Source organism: Nocardioides psychrotolerans (genome assembly GCF_900113685.1).
GTDB lineage: Bacteria > Actinomycetota > Actinomycetes > Propionibacteriales > Nocardioidaceae > Nocardioides > Nocardioides psychrotolerans.
The window spans coordinates 1-22,808 of the sequence record NZ_FOQG01000009.1 but is presented as its reverse complement, the minus strand read 5'-3'; the positions used below and the strand labels follow the sequence as shown (position 1 = coordinate 22,808).

At 69.8% G+C, this 22,808-nt stretch carries 21 protein-coding genes; 6 read left to right on the top strand and 15 right to left on the bottom strand.

Annotated elements, in window-relative coordinates; translation table 11 throughout:
• Positions 1–46: 46 nt before the first annotated feature.
• From BM204_RS12130 to mca, 6 genes are all read right to left on the bottom strand, one after another.
• Positions 47–1,621, bottom strand: coding sequence for a peptide chain release factor 3 (locus tag BM204_RS12130; RefSeq protein ID WP_091113647.1), 1,575 nt, complete (start codon positions 1,619–1,621; stop codon positions 47–49).
• Positions 1,622–1,671: 50 nt separating this feature from the next.
• The gene (locus BM204_RS12125) at positions 1,672–2,997 is read right to left on the bottom strand and encodes a serine/threonine-protein kinase (protein ID WP_170259130.1); all 1,326 of its coding nucleotides are present in this window, start codon (positions 2,995–2,997) and stop codon (positions 1,672–1,674) included.
• Positions 2,998–3,126: 129 nt separating this feature from the next.
• Positions 3,127–4,218 carry an endonuclease/exonuclease/phosphatase family protein gene (locus BM204_RS12120; protein ID WP_091113640.1) on the bottom strand — a complete coding sequence of 364 codons (1,092 nt, stop codon included), beginning with the start codon at positions 4,216–4,218 and terminating at the stop codon, positions 3,127–3,129.
• A 96-nt stretch (positions 4,219–4,314) separates the two neighbouring features.
• The gene (locus tag BM204_RS12115; protein WP_170259129.1) at positions 4,315–5,190 is read right to left on the bottom strand and encodes an endonuclease/exonuclease/phosphatase family protein; all 876 of its coding nucleotides are present in this window, start codon (positions 5,188–5,190) and stop codon (positions 4,315–4,317) included.
• Positions 5,191–5,245: 55 nt separating this feature from the next.
• Positions 5,246–5,479: a hypothetical protein gene (locus tag BM204_RS12110; protein ID WP_143099753.1), complete on the bottom strand. Its 234-nt coding sequence runs from the start codon at positions 5,477–5,479 to the stop codon at positions 5,246–5,248.
• Between the two features lie 12 nt (positions 5,480–5,491).
• Entirely contained in the window at positions 5,492–6,388 is an 897-nt protein-coding gene (gene mca, locus BM204_RS12105; protein ID WP_091113633.1) for a mycothiol conjugate amidase Mca, read from the bottom strand.
• Between the two features lie 29 nt (positions 6,389–6,417).
• On the opposite strand from mca, the gene BM204_RS12100 reads away from it, so the two are divergent.
• Together BM204_RS12100 and greA are read left to right on the top strand one after the other, a co-directional pair.
• Entirely contained in the window at positions 6,418–6,834 is a 417-nt protein-coding gene (locus BM204_RS12100) for a DUF4307 domain-containing protein (protein ID WP_091113631.1), read from the top strand.
• Between the two features lie 188 nt (positions 6,835–7,022).
• On the top strand, positions 7,023–7,529 hold the full coding sequence (gene greA / locus BM204_RS12095) for a transcription elongation factor GreA (RefSeq protein WP_091113628.1): 507 nt from the start codon (positions 7,023–7,025) through the stop codon (positions 7,527–7,529).
• Position 7,530: 1 nt separating this feature from the next.
• On the opposite strand, the gene ilvA is transcribed toward greA, so the two are convergent.
• The 6 genes from ilvA to BM204_RS12065 are packed head-to-tail and all read right to left on the bottom strand — an operon-like array spanning position 7,531 to position 13,086.
• Positions 7,531–8,748, bottom strand: a complete 1,218-nt coding sequence (gene ilvA, locus BM204_RS12090) for a threonine ammonia-lyase (protein WP_091113627.1) — start codon at positions 8,746–8,748, stop codon at positions 7,531–7,533.
• Entirely contained in the window at positions 8,741–10,024 is a 1,284-nt protein-coding gene (locus BM204_RS12085) for an AI-2E family transporter (protein ID WP_246166214.1), read from the bottom strand. Before BM204_RS12085 ends, ilvA begins: the two co-directional genes overlap by 8 nt.
• A 4-nt stretch (positions 10,025–10,028) precedes the next feature.
• Positions 10,029–11,474, bottom strand: coding sequence for a glutamate mutase L (locus BM204_RS12080; protein WP_091113625.1), 1,446 nt, complete (start codon positions 11,472–11,474; stop codon positions 10,029–10,031).
• Positions 11,467–12,642, bottom strand: coding sequence for a cystathionine gamma-synthase (locus BM204_RS12075; RefSeq protein ID WP_091113623.1), 1,176 nt, complete (start codon positions 12,640–12,642; stop codon positions 11,467–11,469). Before BM204_RS12075 ends, BM204_RS12080 begins: the two co-directional genes overlap by 8 nt.
• Before the next feature lie 19 nt (positions 12,643–12,661).
• Entirely contained in the window at positions 12,662–12,886 is a 225-nt protein-coding gene (locus BM204_RS12070) for a hypothetical protein (RefSeq protein ID WP_091113621.1), read from the bottom strand.
• Positions 12,883–13,086 (bottom strand): ribbon-helix-helix protein, CopG family, encoded by a 204-nt coding sequence (locus tag BM204_RS12065; RefSeq protein ID WP_174813008.1) that lies wholly within the window; start codon positions 13,084–13,086, stop codon positions 12,883–12,885. Before BM204_RS12065 ends, BM204_RS12070 begins: the two co-directional genes overlap by 4 nt.
• Before the next feature lie 117 nt (positions 13,087–13,203).
• Between BM204_RS12065 and msrA the strand changes: the two genes are divergently transcribed.
• A complete protein-coding gene (gene msrA, locus BM204_RS12060) occupies positions 13,204–13,851 on the top strand; it encodes a peptide-methionine (S)-S-oxide reductase MsrA (protein ID WP_091113617.1) in 648 nt (215 codons plus the stop codon).
• 20 nt (positions 13,852–13,871) lie between these two features.
• Here msrA and BM204_RS12055 read toward each other — a convergent pair whose 3' ends face one another.
• A complete protein-coding gene (locus BM204_RS12055; protein ID WP_091113614.1) occupies positions 13,872–15,236 on the bottom strand; it encodes a glycosyltransferase in 1,365 nt (454 codons plus the stop codon).
• Between the two features lie 352 nt (positions 15,237–15,588).
• Here BM204_RS12055 and BM204_RS12050 point away from each other — a divergent pair, with 352 nt between their 5' ends.
• Both BM204_RS12050 and BM204_RS12045 read left to right on the top strand, forming a co-directional pair.
• Positions 15,589–17,544 (top strand): APC family permease, encoded by a 1,956-nt coding sequence (locus tag BM204_RS12050; protein ID WP_246166213.1) that lies wholly within the window; start codon positions 15,589–15,591, stop codon positions 17,542–17,544.
• A 60-nt stretch (positions 17,545–17,604) separates the two neighbouring features.
• Positions 17,605–17,787, top strand: coding sequence for a hypothetical protein (locus tag BM204_RS12045; RefSeq protein WP_143099752.1), 183 nt, complete (start codon positions 17,605–17,607; stop codon positions 17,785–17,787).
• A gap of 479 nt (positions 17,788–18,266) precedes the next feature.
• Here BM204_RS12045 and BM204_RS12040 read toward each other — a convergent pair whose 3' ends face one another.
• Entirely contained in the window at positions 18,267–19,745 is a 1,479-nt protein-coding gene (locus BM204_RS12040) for a glutamine synthetase beta-grasp domain-containing protein (RefSeq protein WP_091113610.1), read from the bottom strand.
• A 1,054-nt stretch (positions 19,746–20,799) separates the two neighbouring features.
• Between BM204_RS12040 and BM204_RS12035 the strand changes: the two genes are divergently transcribed.
• The gene (locus BM204_RS12035) at positions 20,800–21,579 is read left to right on the top strand and encodes an SDR family NAD(P)-dependent oxidoreductase (RefSeq protein WP_091113608.1); all 780 of its coding nucleotides are present in this window, start codon (positions 20,800–20,802) and stop codon (positions 21,577–21,579) included.
• 346 nt (positions 21,580–21,925) lie between these two features.
• Here the strand turns inward: BM204_RS12035 and BM204_RS12030 are convergent, their stop codons facing one another.
• Entirely contained in the window at positions 21,926–22,594 is a 669-nt protein-coding gene (locus BM204_RS12030; RefSeq protein ID WP_091113605.1) for a DUF4118 domain-containing protein, read from the bottom strand.
• Between the last annotated feature and the right edge of the window lie 214 nt (positions 22,595–22,808).

Genomic DNA, 22,808 nt, shown 5'->3' with positions numbered 1-22,808 from the left:
ATGAGTCTGGGCCGCGGTCGCGGCAGAGCTGGTGGGTCCTGAGGTCTCAGCCGCCGCTGGCGGGCAGGGCCTCGAGGAAGATGTCGGGATTGTCGCGGGCCGCGGTGTGGGCCCGCCACTTGTCGGGGAAGAGCGCCAGCCACGCACCGTCCGAGCGGCGCATGACCTCGACGCCGCGCACGCCGCTGAGGACCTGGGAGCCCGGGAGATCGGTGAGCATGGCCAGCTGGAAGTCCAGCCGCTCGAGCTTGATGACAGCCTTGTACTCGCTCTCCATCCGGGCGGTCACGACCTCGAACTGCATCGGCCCCACCGCCGCCAGGACCGGCGACTGGTCGCCGCGGAGGTCGGAGCGCAGGACCTGCACCACGCCCTCCTGGTCCATCTGCTCGATGCCGCGACGGAACTGCTTGTAGCGCCCGGTGTCGGCGGCGCGCACCGACATGAAGTGCTCGGGGGCGAAGCTGGCGATGGGCGGGTACTGCACGGCGCGGCCCTCATAGATCGTGTCGCCCACCCGCAGGGCCGAGGCGTTGACCAGCCCGACGATGTCGCCGGGCAGCGCGGTCTCCACGACCGTGCGCTCGCGGCCGAACACCGCCTGGGCGTATTTCGTCGCGAAGGGCTTGCCGGTCTCGCCGTGCTGGACGACCATGCCGCGCTGGAAGACGCCCGAGCAGACCCGCGCGTAGGCGAGCCGGTCGCGGTGCGCGGCATCCATGCCCGACTGGACCTTGAAGACGAACGCGCTGAACTCGTCGTCGACCGCACGCAGCGAGCCGTCGACGGCCGGCGTGGCCGAGGGTGGGGGCGCCAGCTCCAGGAGGATCTCGAGCAGCTGGGCGACCCCGAAGTTCTGCAGGGCCGAGGCGAAGAGGACCGGGGTCGTGCGACCGGCCAGGAACTGCTCCTGGTCGTGGTCGGCACCGTCCATCGCGAGCAGCTCGTGGCCCTCGAGCGCGGCGGCCCAGGCCTCGCCGGCCACCGCCTCGGCCTCGTCGGCCGACAGCTGCCTCTCCGGCGCCCGCTTCGCGCCACCCGCGGTGCGGGTGAAGTGGATGAACTGGCCGCTGCGGCGGTCGAGGACGCCGTGGAAGTCCCCGGACTGCCCGACCGGCCACGTGAGGGGCGTCGGCTTGAGGCCGATCTCCTTCTCGATCTCGTCCATCAGCTCGAGGGCGTCCAGGCCCGGGCGGTCCCACTTGTTGATGACCGTGATGACCGGGATCCCGCGGTGCGCGCAGACCTGGAAGAGCTTGAGGGTCTGCGGCTCGAGGCCCTTGGCGGCGTCGACCAGCATCACGGCCGAGTCGACGGCCGAGAGCACCCGGTAGGTGTCCTCGGAGAAGTCGGAGTGACCAGGGGTGTCGACCAGGTTGACCACGTGGTCGCGGTAGTCGAACTGCAGCGCGGCCGACGTGATCGAGATCCCGCGCGCCCGCTCCATCTCCATCCAGTCCGAGACCGTGCCGCGACGCCCGGCCTTGCCGTGCACCGCGCCCGCCTCGGAGATGACGTGCGCGTGCAGCGCGAGCGCCTCGGTCAGCGTCGACTTGCCGGCATCGGGGTGGCTGATGACCGCGAAGGTGCGGCGGGGGCGGGGGTCGGAAGCGGTGGTCATCACCCCCCAACCTATCGATACCGGGGTGCCGTCACCGAAACGCCGCCCCCTCAGCGTCGCCCCTTGCCCTTCGACGCGCCCGACTTGCCGCCCTTGCCGTGGCCCTTGGCCTTGCTGTTCCCGTGGCCCTTCGCCTGTCGCCTGGCCTTCGCGGGTGCCTCGGCCCTCGGCTTCGCGGTCGTGTGACTGCCCTTGCGCGGCGAGGGCTGCTCCGTGGCCGCGGCCACCCCCCGCGCCGCCGCGGGCCGGGCGGCCGCGCTCGGCGCTCCCCCAACGGACGGCCCAACGGACGGCCCGGCGGACGGCCCGGCGGACGGCCCACCGGATGCCCCATCGGACGGCCCGCCGACAAGGCCGCTGCCGGCCGCGAGCGCCAGCACGACCAGCGCGGCGGCGGCCACGAGCACGGGACGCGAGGTCCAGCGTCGCCCGGCCAGCGACGTGGTGGGCAGTGGCAGCGCCGCGCCGGACTCCTCCCGGGCCACGTGCGCGAGCTCGTCGGCCACGTGCCCGGCGGTGGGGCGCCGACGGGGGTCGGTCGCGGTCATGGCGCGCACCAGGTCGCGGACCCGCGCCGGGAGCTCGTCGGGCACGTGGGGTGGTCGGGTCAGGCGTGCCAGGGCCGCCTCGACCACGGGCCCGGCGTAGGCCTTGGCCCCGGTCACCGACTCGAGGAGGACCAGCCCCAGCGCGTAGACGTCGACGGCCTGGGTCAGCTCGTCGCCGGTTACCTGCTCCGGAGCGAGGTAGGCCACCGTGCCGATCAGCGTGCCCGGAAGCGTGTGCCGCACGTTGTCGCCGACCAGGCGGGCGATGCCGAAGTCGGCGAGCTTGACGCGACCGTCGTCCCCGAGCAGCACGTTGCCGGGCTTGACGTCGCGGTGGACCACGCCGCGGCCGTGGGCGTAGGCGAGCGCCTCGGCCACGCGGGACAGGATGCGCGCCACCTCCGCGACCGGGAGCGGACCGTCTGCCAGCGCCCCGGACAGGGTGCTGCCCTCGACCAGCTCCATCACCAGGTACGGCCGCCCCTCCGTGTCGCCGACGTCGAGGACCGTCACCAGGCCGGGGTGCATCAGCCCGGCGAGCGTGCGGGCCTCGGACCCGAAGCGCACCCGGTCACACTCCGAGGCCGTGCGCTGGCGCAGCACCTTCACCGCGACCGAGCGGTGCAGCAGCGTGTCGGTGGCCCGGTGAACGTCCCCCACACCCCCTCGGCCGACCACGGCGTCGAGCACGTAGCGCTCCCCCAGCCAGCCCTGGTCGGGAGAGGAGGCCGGCAGCGCGCCAGCGGTGTCGTTCAGCAGCGCGGCCACGTCCGGGACTGCCCGGGTGCGATCGGGATCGACGTGGAGGTCGTCGTCGCGGGTTGTCATCAGGACCTCGGTCATCGTCGTCGCAGGCCCCCAGCGGCTCGCCACCCTCCAGTGCCCACGGGGCGCGACGACAAACCCAGGTCCAGACCACGACGTCGTACGACGACCGGCGGGGTTGCTCCCGGAGGGTCAGTCCTGCGCGATCATCGGGGTGACCCGCACGTCGGCGTGCACGAAGGCGTGGTCGGTGGCGTAGCGGATCGGGTCGCCGTAGTCGACGACGTGGCCGGAGAAGTCGACCTCGCCGCCGGAGCCCAGGATCCAGTCGATCTTGATCGGTCCGGCGCCGGTGCTGCAGCCGCCGGAGTAGTAGGCGCCGTTGGAGCCGACCATCCCGGTCGAGGCGGCGACGCGGCAGAAGAACTCGGTGTGCTCGTTCATGTCGCCCACGATGAAGACGGTCTTACCGCTGCTGCGCAGCTCGTTGATGAGCGCGATCTCCTCGCCGGTGGCGGCGTCGCGGTCACCCTCCTGGTCGCGCGGGGAGTTGTGCACGTCGATGACGTAGAACTGTCCCTCGGTCCCGCGGTTCTCCAGGAGCACCCACGGGATCGGACGCTGCTGGTAGTCGAAGGTCGTGGTGATCGAGCCGGTGTCGACCAGGGAGAAGAGCGCGTCGCGCCAGGCGACCTGGAGGCGGACGCCCTGGTTGCCGAGGCCCTGGCCGGGCCAGATGGTGTAGCCGGAGAGCTGGTTCTGCAGGACCGCGAGCTGGTCGTCCTGGACCTCCTGCAGGCCCACGACGTCGACGCCGCGGCCCAGGATGGCGCCGGCGAGCGCGGAGGCGCGGCTGGTGCCGCCGCCCTTGTGCTGGCTGCCGAGGATGTTGAGGGTGCCGATCCGGAAGGAGAACGGGTCACCGGGCTCGGGCGGCGGCGGGCCGGGCGGGAGCTTCTCGATCGGTGCGGTCGTCCTGGCCACCTTGTAGGGCGGGACCCGCACGAGCGATCCCTGGCTCGACGACTCCTGATTGGTCTTCTTCGTCGTCGGCTCCGAGGTATGGGCGGCCGGGGCGAGGTTGCCGGCGCTCTCGCCGCCCCGCGACACGGTGGCCGGTCGGGCGTTGACGTCAGCACCGCTCACGACGGACCGCGAGCCGGGCTCCACGACCATCAGGTCGACGGCGCCGGGGGCCTTCTGGACCCCGACTCCGACCGCTGCGCCGGTGATCAGGGTGGCCGCGAGCAGGAAGGCTCGGGTGGCGGCAGGTCGGCGAGGCATCACGGAAGGGTAACGGTGATCAGCACGACCTGTCGCATCGAGGTCGGATCACCATGGCAGCTCCGCTCAGCGCCGCTCAGCGCCGCTCAGCCCCGCTCAGCTCCGGGGCTTGCGGCGCAGCGTGACGGTCGCGCGGATCATCCGGTGGTCGCTCACCTTGCGCACCAGAGGGCCGTCGTCGGCGACGTAGTCGGAGAACTCCAGGAGCCCCCTGCCGAAGATCCAGTCCACACGGAGCCCGCGCTCGGGTGGCTCGCAGCGGCGGCGGGAGACATAGCCGCCGTTGGCGGCGACCAGGTCCGTGCGGCCGACGACCTTGCAGAACGCCTCCGCGCGCTCGTTGAGGTCACCGAGCACGAGCACCGTCCGACCCGTGGCGCGGAAGCGCTGGAGCAGCTTGATCTGCCGCCCCAGCGCACGGTCCCGCTCGAGCTCACGCCCGCGCGGGGAGTTGTGGATGTCCACGACGTAGATCGAGCGCCCCGACGCCCGGTGGCGAAGCAGGACCCACGGGACCGGCCGGTTCTGCCCGACGAACTTCGTCACGAGGGTGCCGCGGTCGAGCAGGTCGAAGGCCCGCTCGCGCCAGGCGATCTGGAGGCGCAGGGTGCCGTGACCGAGCTGGTAGGCCGGCCAGATGCGGTAGTCGTCCAACCGGCGCTTGAGCACCAGCAGCTGGTCGGCCTGCACCTCCTGGAGCCCCACCAGGTCGAGCCGCTTCGCGGTCACGAGGTCGCTGGTGATGCGGGCCCGCGCCTTGCCCGGGCCGCGACCACCGGGGCCACGGGTGTGCTGGCTGCCCAGGACGTTGAACGTCGCGACCTTGATCGAGGCGTGTCGGGCCGCCGCCGGCGCAGCAGCTCCGCCGGAGCTCGGGCCCGCGGCAACGAGCGAGCCGAGGGCCAGCGCCAGCAGGCCCACGACCGCTCCGCACGTCGTACGGCAAGGGGCTCGGGCCGTCGGGGAGGTCACCCGTCGACGGTAGGGAAGATCGCGCCGGGACCGAAGCCGGCGCGCCCGGGGGCGATCAGCCGGTGTGCTCGGTGGAGCTGGGCTCGGGCTTCTCCGCAGGAGCACCGAAGAGGCCGTCCTCCTGGTTGCTCGCCGCCTTCTTCAGGTGCTTGGTGAGGCTGAAGCCGAGGATGACCATGGCGAGGATCAGCAGCCCGAAGATGCCGAAGGCGGTCCAGCCCGCGACCACGTCCTCGGGCTCGGGGCCCTTCTCCACCAGGGGCAAGATCAGCGACATCACAGCGTCCATGTCGCCAGTCTCTCAGGCGGGGTCGAGGATGCCCGCGAAGAGGTCGTCCTCGGGCACCTGGGAGGGGACGTGGCTCACCACGAGCTCGAAGTCCTCGGTGGGCCAGACCTTCTCCTGGATCTCGCGCGGCAGCGCGAACCAGAACCCGTCGGGGTCGATCTGGGTGGCGTGGGCCAGCAGCGCCTGGTCGCGCACGCCGAAGTAGTCGCCGCACGGGACCTTGGTGGTCACGCGGGCATCCCACTCGGGCTCGGGCTTCCACTCCTTGAGCCGCTCCTCCCACGGCGACTCCAGTCCGTGGGCGATCATCGCGTCGTGCAGCCGCTGCATCCGCTCGCGGTTGAACGAGTGGTGGTAGTAGAGCTTGAGCGGCTGCCAGGGCGCACCGGACTCGGGGAACCGCTCCGGATCGCCCGCGGCCTCGAACGCCGCGACGGAGACCTCGTGGCACTTGATGTGGTCGGGGTGCGGGTAGCCACCGCGCTCGTCGTACGTCGTGACCACGTGGGGCCGGAACGAGCGCATCAACCGGACCAGGGCCTCGGTCGCCTCCTCGAGCGGGACCAGCCCGAAGCAGCCCTCGGGCAACGGCGGCTTGGGGTCGCCCTCGGGCCAGCCGGAGTCGACGAAGCCGAGCCAGTCCTGACGCACGCCGAGGATGTCGCGGGCACGCTCCATCTCCTGGCGCCGGACCTCGGTGATGTTCTCGAGGATGTCGGGGCGGTCCATCTTGGGGTTGAGGATCGATCCACGCTCGCCACCGGTGCAGGTGACGACGTGGACGTCCACGCCCTCGGCGACGTACTTGGCGGTGGAGGCAGCGCCCTTGCTCGACTCGTCGTCGGGGTGGGCGTGCACGTGCATCAGCCGGAGGCCCGATCGGGCGCCGGCAGGAGGGTGCTGCGGCATGGTGACATCGTAGGTGTCACGCTGGAGAGGTGAGCCCGCAGACTCCCCCACCCGCGCTGGTCGACCGCTACGGGACGCCTGCGCCGTGGCGCCGCCGCGTCGTGCTGATCGCAGCGGTCACCGTCTCCGCACTCTTCCTGTCGTGGCTGGCCTGGGTCACCTGGCTGCAGGCGACCCCGCCGGTCGACTCCGAGCTGATCTCCTTCGACGTCATCGACGATCACACCGCGACCGCCGTGGTGCAGGTCGAGCTCGCCGACGACTCCGTCGAGGCCACCTGCCTGCTGCGCGCCTTCGCCGAGGACCACACGGTCGTCGGGGAGCTGTCCTTCGTCCCCGACGCGGCGGCCGGCAACCGGGTCGAGCAGACGGTGCGCACGGAGCGGCTGGCCACGTCGGTCGAGTCCATCGGCTGCACCGCCGAGGGGCAGTCCCGACCCCGCTGATCACGCGCGAACCTGCGATCTGAGCAGGCCGTTGTTAGACTCCACCTTCTGACCGTCCCACCGGGCCGTCCAGGAGAGGGCCCGAGATCGTCCGCGCAGCGCCACGTCGTGGCCGCCGGACCGGGATTTTCTTCCTGAACACCCGGCGGGTCCGACCCTCCTACATCAAGCAGCACAGGAGTACCCCGATGACGCAGCAGTCCGTTCCCGGCACCGTCTGGCTCACCCAGGACGCCTTCGACAAGCTCACGGCCGAGCTCGCCAACCTCAAGGGTCCCGTGCGTGAAGAGGTCATCGCCCGCATCAGCGCGGCGCGCGACGAGGGTGACCTGAAGGAGAACGGCGGCTACCACGCCGCGCGCGAGGAGCAGGGCAAGCTCGAGGGCCGCATCCGCCAGCTCGAGGACATGCTGCGTCGCGCCGAGGTCGGCGAGACGCCCTCCGACGACGGCATCGTCGAGCCCGGCATGGTCGTCACCTACCGCTTCGTCGGCGACGCCGAAGACGAGACCGAGACGTTCCTCCTGGGCGCACGCGAGATCGATCCCGAGGGCCTGACCGCCTACTCGCCGCAGTCCCCTCTCGGCTCGGCCATCAACGGCCACCAGAAGGGCGAGACCGTCTCCTACGAGGCGCCCAACGGCAAGCAGCTCGAGGTCGTCATCGTCGACGCGACTCCCTACACCGGCTCCTGACTCACTCGAAGACGCGGTAGCCGCACGCCCGCAGCCGGGTGATGACCCGCGCGGCGTGCGGCTCGCCGCGTGTCTCGAGCTGGAGGTGGACCTCGACCTCGTCGAGGTGCAGCGCCGGAGAGATCCGCTCGTGCATCACCTCGAGCACGTTGGCGCCGGCCTCGCCGACCTCGCCGAGCAGCCGGGCGAGGCCGCCGGGAGTGTCGGGGATGTTGACGCGCAGGTTGAGGTAGCGGCCCGCGGCGGCCATCCCGTGCCGGATCACCTTGCCGAGCAGGAGCGGGTCGATGTTGCCGCCCGAGAGTACGGCGACGACCGGGGTCTCGAAGCCGGTCGGGTGGTCGAGCATGGCCGCGACGGCCGCGCCACCGGCAGGCTCGACGACCATCTTGGCCCGTTCGACCAGGGCGAGCAGCGCGCGTGACATGGACTCTTCCGACACCGTGATGATGTCGTCGACGTAGTCACGGACAGCGGCGAAGGTGACCTCGCCGGGCAGCCCGACCGCGATGCCGTCGGCCATGGTCTTCATGGAGGTCAGCGCCACCGGGTGACCCTGCGCGAGCGACTCGGGGTAGGCGGCAGCGCCGGAGGCCTGCACGCCGACGACGCGTACGTCGGGGCGCAGCGACTTGATCGCGATCGCCATGCCGGCGAGCAGTCCGCCCCCACCGGTCGGCACGAGCACGGTCCTGAGGTCGGGGACCTGCTCGACGACCTCGAGGCCGCACGTGCCCTGGCCGGCGACGATGTCGACGTGGTCGAAAGGGTGGATCAGCACCGCGCCGGTCTCGGCCTCGAACGCGCGAGCCGCCACGAGGGAGTCCTCCAGGTAGCGGCCCTCGAAGACCACGTCGGCGCCGTAGGCCCGGGTGGCCTTCTCCTTGGGGATCGGCGCTCCCTCGGGCATGAAGACCGTGGAGCGGATGCCGAGCAGGCTCGCAGCCAGCGCGACGCCCTGGGCGTGGTTGCCGGCGGAGGCGGCCACGACCCCGCGGGAGCGCTCCTCGGGGGTCAGACGCGAGATGCGGAGGTAGGCGCCCCGGGCCTTGAAGGAGCCGGTGCGCTGAAGGTTCTCGCACTTGAGGTACGCCGGGCCGCCCACCAGCGCCGAGAGCCAGCGCGACTCCTCCATCGGGGTCTGGATCGCGACCCCCTGCAGGACGGTGCGCGCGGCCTCGATGTCGGCCAGTGTGACGCCTGCGCCGATGTCAGTCATCGGCGTCCTCCGGATCGACGGAGGCTCTCGCCCCGGTCTCCCCGTAGTCCTCCTCCAACTCCTCGACCGGGTCGTCCCCGGGAGAGGTGTTGGCCGCGAGGTGCTGGATGACGGCGTTGGCCGCAGCAGCGAGGGGCACGGCGACCAGGGCACCGGCGATGCCGGCCACGAGGATGCCCGCGCCGATGGCGAAGATGACGCCGAGCGGGTGGACCGAGACCCAACGGCCCATCAGGAACGGCTGGAGGACGTGGCCCTCGACCTGCTGGACCAGGACCACGACGCCGAGCATCAGCAGCGCCGTGATCGGCCCCTGGTCGACCAGGGCGACCAGCACCGCGACGACCCCGGCGACGGTCGCGCCGACCATCGGGACGAACGCGCCGAGGAAGACCAGGACCCCGATGGCGAGCACGAAGGGCACCTGGAGGATCGCGGCGCCGATCATGATGCCCACCGCGTCGACCAGGGCGACCAGGACCGTGGCCCGCACGAACTGGGTCAGCGAGATCCACGCGACGCGGCCGGAGCTGTCGACGTGCTGGCGGGCTGCCCGAGGCGAGAGCCGCACGAACCAGGCCCAGATGCGGTCGCCGTCGGCGAGGAAGAAGTAGCTGGAGAACAGCACGATGAAGAAGCCGGCCACCACGTGCCCGATGGTCGTGCCGACCTCGGTCACCTGGCTCAGGAGCTCGCCGTTCTCGGTGCGGCTGGTGATCGCTTCCTGCGCCTGGTTGATCCAGTCGTTGATCTGGGAGTCGCTCGCGTTGAGCGGGCCGTCCTTGAGCCAGGTCTTGATCTGGCCGAGGCCCTCGACGGTGGAGTCGGCCAGGTCGTTGGCGCCGTTGGCGACCTGCTGGCCGGCGAAGGTGAGCAACGCCCCGACGAAGCCGATGGCGCCGAGGACGACGACGATCGCGGCCAGGCCTCGCGGCACCCGGTGCCGGGTCATCCAGCTGACGGCGGGGCTCACCAGCGCGGCGATGAGCAGGGCGATGGCAGCGGGCAGCGCGATGACCGAGAAGAACGCGACCGCCTCCACCAGCACGAAGCCGGCGGCGATGATCACCAGGAAGCGCCACCCCCAGGCGGCGGCGAGGTCGAGGCCCCACGGCACCTGGGCCTGGCTTAAGTTGGACGGGCCCGCCGCGATCGCCGCGGGCTCCGGTCGACGCTCCTCGCGCATCGCCGCCCACTGCTGGGCCAGGCGCTGGGTGATGCGGTCCTCGCGGGCCAGCGCCTCGGGCGCCGCCGGCGTGGGGTCGTCGTTGCTCACGGCCTCACACTAGATCAGCAACGGGGTCGATCAGGCGTCGGGCGAGACGGTAGGCCGCCTCCGGGTGGGAGTCTGCGAGAAGCCCCACCGCCGCCAGGACGTACGCCGTGTCCACGACCACGCGGGCCCGTTCCGGGAGCTGCCACCCACCCTCGAGGTCGGCACCGACGCTGCCGGCGAGGACCCGCCCGCTGATGCCCTCGCGCCCGTGGCGCAGCACGCCACCCGACCCGACGAGCAGGTCGACCTCGCGCAGGTCCTTGCCGGAGCGCTCGACGACCCGACCGGTGGGACCGACGACGACCTTGGACCGGCCCGCGTGACGGCGCAGCGCCAGGCCGGCGGCGGCCCGGGCGATCGCCTCGTCCGCGTCGTGGTCGACGTCCGTGGTCGGCAGGAAGCCGGGGTTCTCGGTGCGAGTGCGGGCCGCGGCGAGGAGCTCCTCGTCGTTGCTGTCGGCGGCCTCGAGCGTCGTGAGCGCCGACCAGCGCATGCCCAGGTCACCCTCGACCGTCCGGGTCACCGGCGTGGTGGCGACGACCTCCCGGGAGAGGCCGGCGTCCTCGGGATCCACCTCCACGACCGAGTGCACGTCGGTCGTCGCGCCGCCGACGTCGACCACGACCACGTCGCCGGCGCCGGGGCGCTCGCTGTCGAGGCCGTTGGCCAGCAGCTCGACCCCGCTCAGCACGATGTCGGGGGTCGCGCCGCGGACCATCGCGGTGAAGCTCTCGCCGTTGGCGGTGGTGCGGCTGCTGAGGTGCTTGCCGCCGATCACGTGGGACAGGAACACCTCGCGGATGGCAGCCCGGGCGCCGGCGGGCTCGAGCACCCCGATCCGGGGGACGACGTTGTCGGTGACCACGTGCGGGAGGTCGGCGAGGACCACCGCCACCTCGCCGGCCGTGTCCACGTTGCCTGCGACGACGACCGGGCCGGTCCAGCCCCCCGCGACCACGTCACGGGCCGCCTGGAGCAGCACCTCGCTGTTGCCGCCGTCGGTGCCGCCGGTGAGGAGCACGACGTCGGGTCGGGTCGTGTGCCGGAGGTCGCGGTAGAGCGCTGCCTGAGGCCCACGACCGGCGCCCGCCGCGACCACCCCCACGACCTTGCCGCCGCTGGACAGCGCGACGCGTCGGCCGGCCTCCGCGGTGACGAGCTCCTCGTTGCCGACCACGGCGATGCGCAGCCCGCCGCCGGCGCTGGAGCAGGCGAGCACCGTCGCGCCGGCGGCCCGTGGGTCAGCGGCGACGAGGTCGGCCAGGCAGGCGTCGTACGCGTCGAGGACGTCGCCTGCGCCGGTCGCGTCGGGCAGCGTCGTGGGATGCTCGGAAGCGGCGACGATGCGCCCCCCGGTCAGGTCGACCAGCGATGCCTTGGTGAAGGTGGAGCCGAAGTCGACGCAGATCGTGACGTCGTCGGCCTGCGAGGGGACTCCGACCTCACGCACCGGCGGACAGGGCGCGTTCGAGGTCGGCGAGCAGGTCCTCGACGGTCTCGATGCCGACGCTGAGGCGCACCAGGTCGGCGGGCACCTCGAGCTCGGTGCCGGCGACGCTGGCGTGAGTCATCCGGCCGGGGTGCTCGATCAGCGACTCGACGCCGCCGAGCGACTCACCCAGCGTGAAGACCTCGGTGCGCTCGCAGACGGCCAGCGCCTGCGCCTCCCCGCCGGTGACGCGGAAGGAGATCATCCCGCCATAGCGCTTCATCTGCCGGCTCGCCACCGCGTGGCCGGGGTGCTCCTCGAGCCCGGGGTAGATCACCTGCGCGATCGACGGGTGACCCGTCAGGAACTCGACGATCCGCTCGGCGTTGTCGCAGTGGCGGTCCATGCGCACCCCGAGCGTCTTGACGCCACGGTGGGTGAGGAAGGCGTCGAAGGGACCGGGCACGGCGCCGATGGCGTTCTGGTGGAAGGTGACCTGCTCGGCGAGGTCGAGGTCGCGCACGACGAGCGCGCCGCCGACGACGTCGGAGTGGCCGCCGACGTACTTGGTCGTGGAGTGCACGACCGCGTCGGCGCCGAGGGTGAGGGGCTGCTGGAGGTAGGGCGAGGCGAAGGTGTTGTCGACGACGAGCAGTGCACCCGCGTCGTGGGCGACGGCGGCGAGCGCCTCGATGTCGCCGATGTTGAGCAGCGGGTTGGTCGGCGTCTCGATCCACACCAGCTTGGTCCGGCCCGGCTGGATCGCAGCACGCACGGCGTCGACGTCGGAGACGGCCGCCGGGCTGTGCTCGACGCCCCACGCCTGCTCGACCTTGTCGAAGAGGCGGTAGGTGCCGCCGTAGGCGTCGTCGGGGATGACCACGTGGTCGCCGGGGCGGCAGGTCGTGCGGACCAGGGTGTCCTCGGCGGCGAGCCCCGAGGCGAAGGCGAAGCCCTTCTCGCCCTCCTCCAGCGCGGCCAGGACGCCCTCGAGCGCGGTGCGGGTCGGGTTGGCGGAGCGGCTGTACTCATAGCCTCCGCGCAGTCCGCCCACGCCGTCCTGCTTGTAGGTCGACGTGGCGTAGATCGGCGGGATGACCGCGCCGGTCGTCGGGTCGGGTTCGTAACCGGCGTGGATCGCACGCGTCTCGAAGCCGGACTTGGTGATGTGCTGCTGCTGCTCGCTCATCCCCCGAGGCTATCGGGGCTCAGAACGGCTCGGTGTGCGCCTCCAGGACCGCCGCGATCGCGGCGATCTCCTGCAGCTCGCCGGAGGCCATCGCGATGATGAAGTCGTAGGCGCCGTCGTCGCCGAAGACCGTCGTGCGGGGACGAGCCACGGCTGACTCCAGGAGCCCCATGTCCCTCACGTCGACAGAGCCGAGCGTGCGCCGAGCGACGTGGAGCAGGTCCTCCAACGTCAGGTAGATCATTGTCCGAGCCGCTCCAGCGCCTGCGCGTAGCGCGGCAGCTCCCGGTCGAGCACGCGGTCCAGGAGGTCCTGCCGGCTCTCGCGCTCGACGTAGTCGCGCACCGCTTGGCGAGCCACCTCCTGCATCGAGCGACCTTCGAGGTCTGCCCTCGCGCGCAGCGCGTCAGCCTCGTCGTCCGTCAGTCGCAGGGTCATTGCCATGAACTGACGGTATCAACCGTGACACCGCGATGCACGTGCCTTATCTGTGCCGGGCTGGAGGAAGGATCGGGCCCTTGGCGGTGTTGCACACTGGACAGACCGACCGAAGGAGTGACCGTGTTCTTCTCGCGCCACAAGACCGAGCTCATCGCCCCCGACCAGGCCCTGCCCGGTCGCAGCGAGCGCAACTTCCACCTCACCGACAAGCACGTGGTGCTGGGCACGCCGGTGGTCACCGACGAGGCCCCGGCCGGCCACGAGGTCGCGGTGTTCGGGCTCGGCTGCTTCTGGGGCGCCGAGGAGATCTACTGGAAGCTCCCCGGTGTCTGGTCGACGTCGGTCGGCTACGCCGGAGGACACACCCCGCACCCGTCGTACGAGGAGGTGTGCTCGGGCCGCACCGCGCACACCGAGGCTGTGCGGGTGGTCTACGACCCGGCGCAGGTCTCGTTCGCCGACCTGGTGAAGCGATTCTTCGAGGTCCACGACCCCACGCAGGGGATGCAGCAGGGCAACGACGTCGGCACCCAGTACCGCTCGGCGATCTACTTCACCACCCCCGAGCAGGAGCAGGTCGCCCGCGAGCTGACCGACGTCTACGGCGCCGAGCTGGCCCGCCGCGGTCTCGGCGAGATCACCACCGAGGTGCGCGAGGTCCCGACCTACTACTACGCCGAGGAGCAGCACCAGCAGTACCTGGCAAAGCACGTAGATGGTTACCGGTGCCACGCGAACACCGGGGTGAAGTTTCCCGCGACCGCCTGACCCGTCCGCGATGGAGGCGGTCAGCTGGTGAGGCGGTCGACTTCGGCCAGTAGATGGGAGACCTGGCCGGACACGCTGAAACGGTTGCGCGCATAGCGGGCGGCGACCGGCCCGCGAGTGCTCTTCCAGTTGGCGGTGAGAGCTTGGTCGATCGCTTCGGCCAAGGACTCGGCCAGAGCGGTTGAGTTGGTGGTTTCAGGAACGAGGGTGCCGACTTCGGGGGTGACGAAGTCACGTGGGCCACCGGAGTCGGCTCCGATGACGGGAGTTCCGCAGGCCATGCACTCGACGAACACAAGGCCGAATGGTTCACGGTAGGACGGGAAGCAGCCGATGTCAGCACAGCTGAAGAGCAACGCGAGCTCGTCTTGTGGCCGGGGCCCGAGGAAGTAGGTGCGGCGCAGCCCGAGATCGGTGGTCAGCATGTGCAGTTCGCGCTGGGCCTCGGCCGGTCCGGAACCGATCACCAACGTGATGATTCGGCGGGCATCCTGCTCGTAGAGCGCCGCCGCACGCAGCAGCACGTCCAACCGCTTCCAGTCGGCGAACTTGCCGCAGAAGACGACGACTGCGTCAAATCCTTCAGGCGGCGTCACCTGTTCGGAGGCGCGGTCGCTGCCCTCAAGAGGCTGTGTGAAGAACTGGGCCAGAACCGCAGCCCGGTCGGTGCCCTCAGGCGCCGGCAGGAAGACATCCTGGTTGTAGCCATTGGGGGAAAGTACGACTCGCTCGCGCGGGAACTCGGGGAACACGTCGAGCAGCGCGTCCACCTGCTCGTTCGAGATCGCCGCGACCACGTCGACCCCGTGTTCTGGATCGGCGTAGTCGAAGATCTTCTCGCGCTGCATGAAGGGCAAGAACCGCAGCGGGAACTCCTCCGGCTCATCTCCCCTCCGCTCGTTGTTGAACATCTTGAGCTCGGTGCCGTGTGCGAAGCACAGCACCGTCATCCGTGGCCGACCGGCCGCAACGCGTCGCTGGTTGACGTCACGTATCACCACCGTGTTCATGAATGCGTGGTGGGCGATCGCGAGGCTGAAGCAGTCGCCGGTCCGCGACTCGATCTCCTCCATCCAGTCGACGACGTCATTCGTCAGCCGCACCCGGTAGCTGTCCACCTCGGCCTCGTCCATCGAGTGCCAGCGATAGCTGCTGGTCGGAGACACCGACTCGCAGATGGGGATGTCGTGATCAAGGGGGAAGACGTGCACGTCCTCGTCCTGGAACCGCTGACGTCGCGAGGGGTACATCGAGTAGGCGCGCACCCCCGGCAACGCGTTGTACGCGAAATGGTGCGACTCGTGCAAGATGCCGGAGCCAGGGGCGAACTCGCCGCCTCGCTGCCAATTATTGGTACCAAGCTGGAAGATCAATCGGTCAGACATCGTCCCATGCTAGGGATCAAGCCCCCAGGCTCACGGCTCTGGGTCGCCCCCCTTGCCCGCTCAACACCGTCCGAGTGGTGCGTCTTTCTGGGCTACTAGGACGTCCGTCCGCACATCGGCTAGATCCGGACGGTGAAGCACGTCACTGGCCACCGGTGCCACGCGAGCACGGGGGTGAAGTTCCCCGAGACCGCTTGACCCGCTAGCGGCCGGAGCTGCCTGAAGGACCACGGCCTGCCGCCACTCCTGTGATGGGCAGGCTTCTTTCGTCAAGGCATTCACCAGAGGTGGGCGTGGGACGGAACGGGCCGCCTGTGATCGCCCGCGCGGCGGCTGCCTTACTCTGCACGACGTGATCGAAGAAGTGCAGGAGCGGAGCCGCTTCAACGCCTGGCTGCTCGAGACAGACCAGCAGCCCGACCCCAGTGGCTTCTACGAGGGTGAGCGGGAGGCCACGGCCCATCAGCACGTGAAGCCTTGGTGGAAGGTGATGTGCCTGACCGGCGTGGACTACTTCTCCACGCTCGGCTATCAGCCCGGCATTGCCGCACTCGCCGCTGGTGCCCTGGCCCCGATCGCCACCCTCGTCCTGGTGCTGGTCACCCTCTTCGGGGCGCTGCCCATGTATCGACGGGTAGCCAAGGAGAGCCCCCACGGCGACGGCAGTCTCTCGATGCTGGAACGACTCTTGTCGTACTGGCCCAGCAAGGTCCTGGTGCTGACCCTGATCGGGTTCGTCGCCACCGGGTTCATCATCACCATCACCCTCTCGGCGGCCGACGCCTCTGCTCACCTGGTCGAGAACCCGTTCCTCACCGACGCCCTGCACGGTCGCGAGGTGTGGATCACCCTCGTCCTCCTGGCCATGCTGGCGGCGGTCTTCCTCAAGGGCTTCGGCGAGGCCATCGGCATCGCCGTCGTGCTGGTCGTCGCCTACATCGGGTTGAGCGCCATCGTGGTTGCCAACGGGTTCTGGCGCATCTTCCAGAACCCCGGCACGTTCACCGACTGGACCAACGCCGTCACCGAAGCCCACGCCTCCCCGCTAGCCGTTCTCGGCGCGTCACTGCTCGTGTTCCCCGCCTTGGCGTTGGGACTGTCCGGGTTCGAGACCGGCGTCGTCGTCATGCCGCTGGTCAAGGGCGACCCCGACGACACCGCGGCGGCGCCGGCGGGCCGCATCCGCAACGCGAAGAAGCTGCTCACCACTGCCGCACTGATCATGAGCGTGATGTTGATGGGGTCAGCGATCGTCACCACGTTCCTCATTCCTGCTGCCGCGTTCGAGCCAGGCGGCGAAGCGAACGGACGGGCGCTGGCCTACCTGGCACACGAGAGCCTCGGCGATGCATTCGGCACCGTCTACGACATCGCCACCATCGGCATCTTGTGGTTCGCCGGCGCCTCTGCAATGGCGGGTCTGCTCAACATCGTGCCGCGCTACCTGCCGCGCTACGGAATGGCCCCGGACTGGGCTCGCGCCACCCGACCACTCGTGCTGGTCTTCACCCTCATCTCGATCGTCGTCACCATCGCGTTCAAGGCCGACGTGGACGCCCAAGCCGGCGCCTACGCCACCGGTGTGCTCGCGTTGATGACGTCGGCGGCCGTTGCGGTCACCCTGACCGAGTGGCGGCGCGGCCACCGGCGCGCTGGCGTGTTCTTCGGGGTCGTCGCGGCTGTGTTCACCTACACGATCACCGTCACGATCATCGACCGCCCCGAGGGCCTTGTCATCGCGCTCATCTTCATCGCGATGATCGTGATCATCTCGCTGGTCTCCCGTATCACCCGCTCCACCGAGCTGCGGGTCCAGAAGGTCACCTTCGACGAGCCAGCGCAAGCTCTGCTCGATGAGGTCCTGCTGAAGAACGCACCAGTGCGGTTCATCGCCAACAAGATCCAGGCCGGTGACAACGAGGAATATCACGAGAAGTCCCTCGACGTGCGACTGGACAACCACCTCGACATCAGCGAGACGGCAGTATTCCTGGAGGTCAAGGTGAACGACGCCAGCGACTTCGCCACCACCGTCGACGTCGCCGGAATCCGCGTCGGAGACCACCGGGTCCTGCGAGCGACCGGCCCGTCGGTGCCGAACGTGCTGGCAGCGGTCCTGTTGGCAGTCACCGACATGGACGACATGCCCTCCCACATCTACTTCGAGTGGTCAGAGAGGGGGCCCGGACAGAACGCGCTTCGTTTTCTGTTCGCCGGCGAAGGTGACGTTCCACCGTTGACCCACGAGATCCTCCGCAGGGCCGTCCCGGACGCCGAGCAACGGCCCCAAGTTCACGTCGGGGGCTGACCGCCCGTGCAGCACCTGCGGATCACGTCTCCCGCCCGTCTGAGTGACGAGGTCGTGGCTGTGTTTACCGACGACTCGGCCATCAGTCATCAGGCGGTCCTGCGCGGAGCCTCTCTGGAACCAGTCGGTGACATCGTGATGGCCGACGTGGCCCGCGAGGCCACCAACGAACTCATCGACCACGTCGACGCCCTCGGCATTCCCGAGCACGGCACCGTCCACATCGCACCGGTCACCACCTAGGTATCGCGTTCCGGGTTCAACGTCGAACGCCACACCCGACACAACGTCACCGATGAGCGACCTCGCTGGCCCCTCCCAATGTTCGTTCGTTCCAAGGTGGAGTCGTGCGAACACGAGGGCCACTTCGCCGTGTCGCACTGAGATCCGCGTCAGTAGGTCCCACTCGCCCAACTGAAAGGTTCGGTTGCTACGACGTGGAGGACTATCAGCAGTACCTCGCGAAGAACCCGCACGGCTACCGCTGCCACGCGAACACCGGCGTGACGTTCCCAGCGACCGCCTGACCTGCACGGATAGGCACCTTCGACGTCTTCGCTGTCCGAGCTCGCGCCGCCGCAGGGGCGACGCATTCGCAGCGGAAGCACGCGCCCAGCGCGCGGTCTATGCGATCAGAGTCCAGAATCTTGATGCCGGCGAAGAGGCTGCGGATCTTGGTGGCCGAGGAGTCGTGGCTCGGGACCCGGGAGGGTCGTCTGACGTCAGCCGACGTGCCAGTAGCGGCGTACGAGCTCCTCGCGCGCGTCGTCGTCCTTTTTCACCTTCTTCATCTGCGCGGCGGCGTCGGCCTCGCGGAGCCGGTCGAGCACGGCGTCGATGAGCTCGCTGGGGAAGATGCCGTCAGCCTCGAACGACGTCCGTTCGTTCTCGAGTGCATCGGCTGACTCGGCACACGAGGTCGGCAGCTGCTCGAAGTCGTCATGGTCGGCGGTGTTGAGTCGCTCGGCCTGATCCAGGCTGTCGGGGTCGCTCAGCCCGCGTCTGGCTGCGACGGCCATGCCGGCCAGGAGCAGGTGGACGTCGGCCGAGCCGTCGCCGAGCCGGAGCTCGATCGTCTGGGGGTGGATGGCCGGCTCGGGGATCGACTCGGAGCTGTCGGGGTTGGCGTGGGCGACCATTCCGGGAAGCACGTGGCCGCCCCAGGCGAGCGGCACTCGAACCAGCCCGGTGCGGTCGGTATCGCCCCAACAGATGCCTTCGGGCGCCTCCTCGCCGTCGGAGAAGCGCAGGTACGACGTCGGCACGGTGTTGCCGAAGGCAGTCAGTGCCTTGGCTGCCGACAGGTATCCGGCGATCAGCCGCCGTCCGGTGTCGTTGATGCCGTCCTCGCCAACGATCTCGCTGGCGCCGTCGCGCACCAGCCGGGTGTGGACGTGCAACCCGCTGCCCGCTCCGTCGCTGCTGACCGAGGGTGCGAAGGTCACCTCCAGGCCGTGTGCGTAGGCGACCTGACGCACGACCCACTTCGCCAGGACCAGAGCGTCCGCTGCCTGCTCCACCGGCACGGGCCAGAACTCGATCTCGTGCTGCACCAGCTGGCGCTCTTCCTCGAGGATGTTCCCGACCTCGCCGTGGGCGTACTTCAGCTTGATGCCCATCTCGGCGAGGTGGCCCAACACCTCCTCGCGCACCTGCTGGCCCTTGGAGAAGGGCGCCGACTCCTGGTAGCCGCGCTCCGCCTGCACCGGGAAGATCCGCTCGACCTCGCCGACGAGGTAGTACTCCAGCTCACCGAACGCCTCGAGGACCAGTCCCGTCTCCTGAGTGAGTACCTCGGCGGCTCGGCGGACGATCTGTTCGTACGCGTAGGGCAGGGGATCGCCGTCCTGGCTGTAGAAGGAGCAGAGCACGTCGAGAGAGGTGCGCTCCCCGAACGGGTTCAGGAAGGCCGTGCGATGGCGCGGCACGATGTAGACATCACTGGCCTCGGTCTCGGTGCCCTCGAAAATGCTGGACCCGTCCACGCGCTCACCCCTGGTCAGCACCTCGACGAGGTGCTCGCGCGAACCGATCGGAAACGCGATCGTCTTCAGACGCCCGTCGCCCCCGACGTATCGCAGGTTTACCTGGCGTAGCTCGAGCTGCTCCACGGCTCGGACGAGATCGCTGCACGTGAAGTCCGCTGCCGGCTTCCCGAGCAGGCGCACCAGCGGGTGGGGTTCGAAGACATCGATGGGCATGCCCCGGTTCTACCAGTGGGGGCATCGCGAGACCACCGACGAGGGCCGTTACCCCCCGCACAGGGGCTTGCCGAGGGCGAAGCTGGAGGGCCAGCTGGCGCCTCAGGGACTCGAATCGCGGCAAGATCCGGACGCTCAGGGCGACGCATACGCAGCGGCAAGGGGCACCTTTTCGGGTGCGCAGATCACGGCGTGCAGATCACGGCGTGTGGGTGCGCTTGCAAGGTCAGCAACCTGGAGGGCGTGCCTCGGCGCCTACGTGCGTAGCGTCCGAATGCCCAACGCGACTGCCACCAACAGAGCGCCGACGAACAGTGTTCCAAGCCCTACCGAACGCGGGATCGAGTCGACGGGGCCCCAGGCCATCAGTGCCCCCAGGACCATGAGGGAGAGTCCGCCTCGCAACGCGCCGATGGGTGCAAACTTTGCCTCCGGAGATGCCATGCCGCCGACCATAACGGACAGCTGGAAGCGCCTGTCGCAGCGTGACGGAAGCATGTGTCTTCGAGCGCCCGCTTGGCGGCAGCACCGCGCCATCAGCGCAGGTCCCCGAGTGGCTCTCGTGAGCATCGCCGTCGGCCAGACCTCGAGGCGCGCGCGCACTACGCGTGCGCAACCACTAGCAATACCTGGCAAAGCACGTCACTGGTTACCGGTGCCATGCGAACACTGGCGTGAAGTTCCCCGAGACCGCCTGACCTGCACGGATGGGCCCCGTCGACGTCTTCGCCATCCGAGCTCGCAACGCCTCAGGGGCGACGCATTCGCGGCGGAAAGACGCGGTTCGAAATGCTTGACGGCTACGTGGACGCACACTGTCGAGTCTGCGTCACTGTCGACGATCGTCATGCCTTCGGCGAGAAGCTTCAGTGATCCACTTGCCTGCGCCGTGAGCTTGGGCGTTACACCCCATCGCCGCGCTCGACCAGGACCGCACAGATGCGGGCACCAACCAGGCCGTCGGACCCGGTGACCACGACGTTGGCAGGGGCCGCGGGGCAATCGGTCACGACGCCACGACGCCACGACGCTCCAGGGAAGAGAGGATGGTGCCATGACTAGCGATGCATCCACCTTCCTCCACCAAGGCCGAGCAGTTCTCGTCACCGGAGGTTCGCGCGGCATAGGCGCCGCCATTGCCCGCGCGTTCGCCGAGCAGGGCGACCGGGTCGCGGTGCACTACGGCGCGTCAGCCGAGAAGGCCGAGGCGGTGCGCGCCTCCCTGGCAGGCGAGGGTCATGTCACCGTGCAGGCCGACATGGCCCGACCCGACGACGTCAGCGCCGCCGTGGGCTCGGCCGCCGACCGGCTCGGGCGCCTCGACGTGCTGGTCAACAACGCCGGGGTGTTCCTCGCCCACCCGCCGCTGTCGACGTCGTACGACGACTGGCAGGCCACCTGGTCGCAGACCCTGGCCACCAACCTCACCGGCGCTGCCAACGCCACCTTCTGCGCCATCCCCCACCTGCGCGCTGCAGGAGGTGGCGCGGTAGTGAACGTGTCGAGCAGAGGGGCGTTCCGCGGCGAGCCGAACTGCCCGGCGTACGCCGCGTCCAAGGCCGGGATGAACGCCTTCGGGCAGTCGATGGCGCTCGTCCTGGCGCCGTACGACATCTCTGTCGGCACCGTGGCGCCCGGCTTCGTGGAGACCGAGATGGCTCGCGAGGTGCTCGACGGCGAGGGTGGGGACGACGTGCGCGCCCAGTCGCCATTCGGCCGGGTGGCCCACCCCGAGGAGGTCGCCGCCGCGGTGGTGTGGCTCGCCTCGCCCGGGGCCCGCTTCTCGTCAGGCACGATCATCGACGTTAACGGTGCGTCCTACTTGCGGAGCTGAGTGAGGTTCCGCGACCCCCGTCTCGAAGTCTGTCGGCTTTCCCGACGCTCACCACAGACTTGCGCAGTTCCAGACTGCGCGTTGACGCCGGAGAGTCCGATCCAGGAGTTTCCTCTAGGCGGACCCTGAGCGGCGACTGTGTGCAAAGGCGACGTGGCTGCTCAGTATCCACAACGCCCGTCCGGTGATGTTCCGGGGCGGGGGCCCGATCCGGGCGCGTCAATGAGGCGGGCGCGGGGCACTTGTGCCGTCCGACTACGCCGACGATCGGAGCGGCGCGGCCAGCAGCCGCAGGCATTCGGCCGTTCCGAGTTCTTCGAGTGTGGGGCGATCCCCCAGCAGAGCCTCAGGCTCTCCGTCCCGACCTGGGGTCGGCGGTTGCAGTCGGGAGAGCATCGCTGACGGGCCGGCCCGCCGGCGCCGGTAGGTCCAGCAGCTCAGCCCTGGCCCCCATGTCGGCCCGCCGGATCAGTCCGGAGACCAGTTCGTGAGCTTGCGTGAGGGTCTGCTCGAGGACCTTCTTGCCGGCCTCCACCTGGCCGGCGTCGAATGACCACATCGCTGCCGCCATACCTTGCACCAGTGAGTCGTTGATCTCGATCGCCTGGCGGTGAAGCAGAGCGGCCGCCTCCAGACGGCGGTGCTCGATCTCGGCCCGTCGTGCCCGGTCAGTCGCCTGGCCCAGGAGGGCGCCCAGCAGCAGCAGCGGCAACACACGCGATGCCCAACCTGTGACAGTCAGATCGACGCCGTTCGCGATCGCCCACACGACCGTGAGCCCCACGGCAACCAGGCCCGCGACCATGCCTGCGCGCAGGCCGGACGTCATAGCCACCAGCGCCACGGGCAACGCGTACAGCATCGAGTAGGCGTCGACTGGGTCGCCGACGAGCAGTCGGAGGGACAACACTGCGACGAACAGGACGCCGGCGACCGACAGTGCCAGGTTCGGGTGCCTCCGGAACCATGGCTCGCGAGTGATCGGCGCTGGGCGCGACCTAGCGACTGTGAACATGCACCCAAGGATCCGACAACGCGACCCGTTTGACATGGGTCGAAAGTCCCTCCCGGTGCGCCAACGTGCCCAGCTCCTTGGCACCCGCTGAGGCGGTGGTGCCGTCCGCGGCGGATCGCCAGCGACATCGTCAAGATGACGCACGACGGTCCCGGTCGAGCACCTGATGCGCGACGGCTCAGCGGGTGACCTCGATGACGCCGTGCGCCCCCCC

Coding starts and splice junctions, on each gene's coding strand:
- BM204_RS12035 (WP_091113608.1), top strand. CDS start 20,800: ATGACTAGCGATGCATCCACCTTCCTCCACCAAGGCCGAGCAGTTCTC.
- BM204_RS12130 (WP_091113647.1), bottom strand. CDS start 1,621: ATGACCACCGCTTCCGACCCCCGCCCCCGCCGCACCTTCGCGGTCATC.
- BM204_RS12110 (WP_143099753.1), bottom strand. CDS start 5,479: ATGGACGCTGTGATGTCGCTGATCTTGCCCCTGGTGGAGAAGGGCCCC.
- greA (WP_091113628.1), top strand. CDS start 7,023: ATGACGCAGCAGTCCGTTCCCGGCACCGTCTGGCTCACCCAGGACGCC.
- BM204_RS12065 (WP_174813008.1), bottom strand. CDS start 13,086: ATGGCAATGACCCTGCGACTGACGGACGACGAGGCTGACGCGCTGCGC.
- ilvA (WP_091113627.1), bottom strand. CDS start 8,748: ATGACTGACATCGGCGCAGGCGTCACACTGGCCGACATCGAGGCCGCG.
- BM204_RS12075 (WP_091113623.1), bottom strand. CDS start 12,642: ATGAGCGAGCAGCAGCAGCACATCACCAAGTCCGGCTTCGAGACGCGT.
- BM204_RS12055 (WP_091113614.1), bottom strand. CDS start 15,236: ATGTCTGACCGATTGATCTTCCAGCTTGGTACCAATAATTGGCAGCGA.
- BM204_RS12120 (WP_091113640.1), bottom strand. CDS start 4,218: ATGCCTCGCCGACCTGCCGCCACCCGAGCCTTCCTGCTCGCGGCCACC.
- BM204_RS12030 (WP_091113605.1), bottom strand. CDS start 22,594: ATGTTCACAGTCGCTAGGTCGCGCCCAGCGCCGATCACTCGCGAGCCA.
- BM204_RS12070 (WP_091113621.1), bottom strand. CDS start 12,886: ATGATCTACCTGACGTTGGAGGACCTGCTCCACGTCGCTCGGCGCACG.
- mca (WP_091113633.1), bottom strand. CDS start 6,388: ATGCCGCAGCACCCTCCTGCCGGCGCCCGATCGGGCCTCCGGCTGATG.
- BM204_RS12040 (WP_091113610.1), bottom strand. CDS start 19,745: ATGCCCATCGATGTCTTCGAACCCCACCCGCTGGTGCGCCTGCTCGGG.
- BM204_RS12125 (WP_170259130.1), bottom strand. CDS start 2,997: ATGACAACCCGCGACGACGACCTCCACGTCGATCCCGATCGCACCCGG.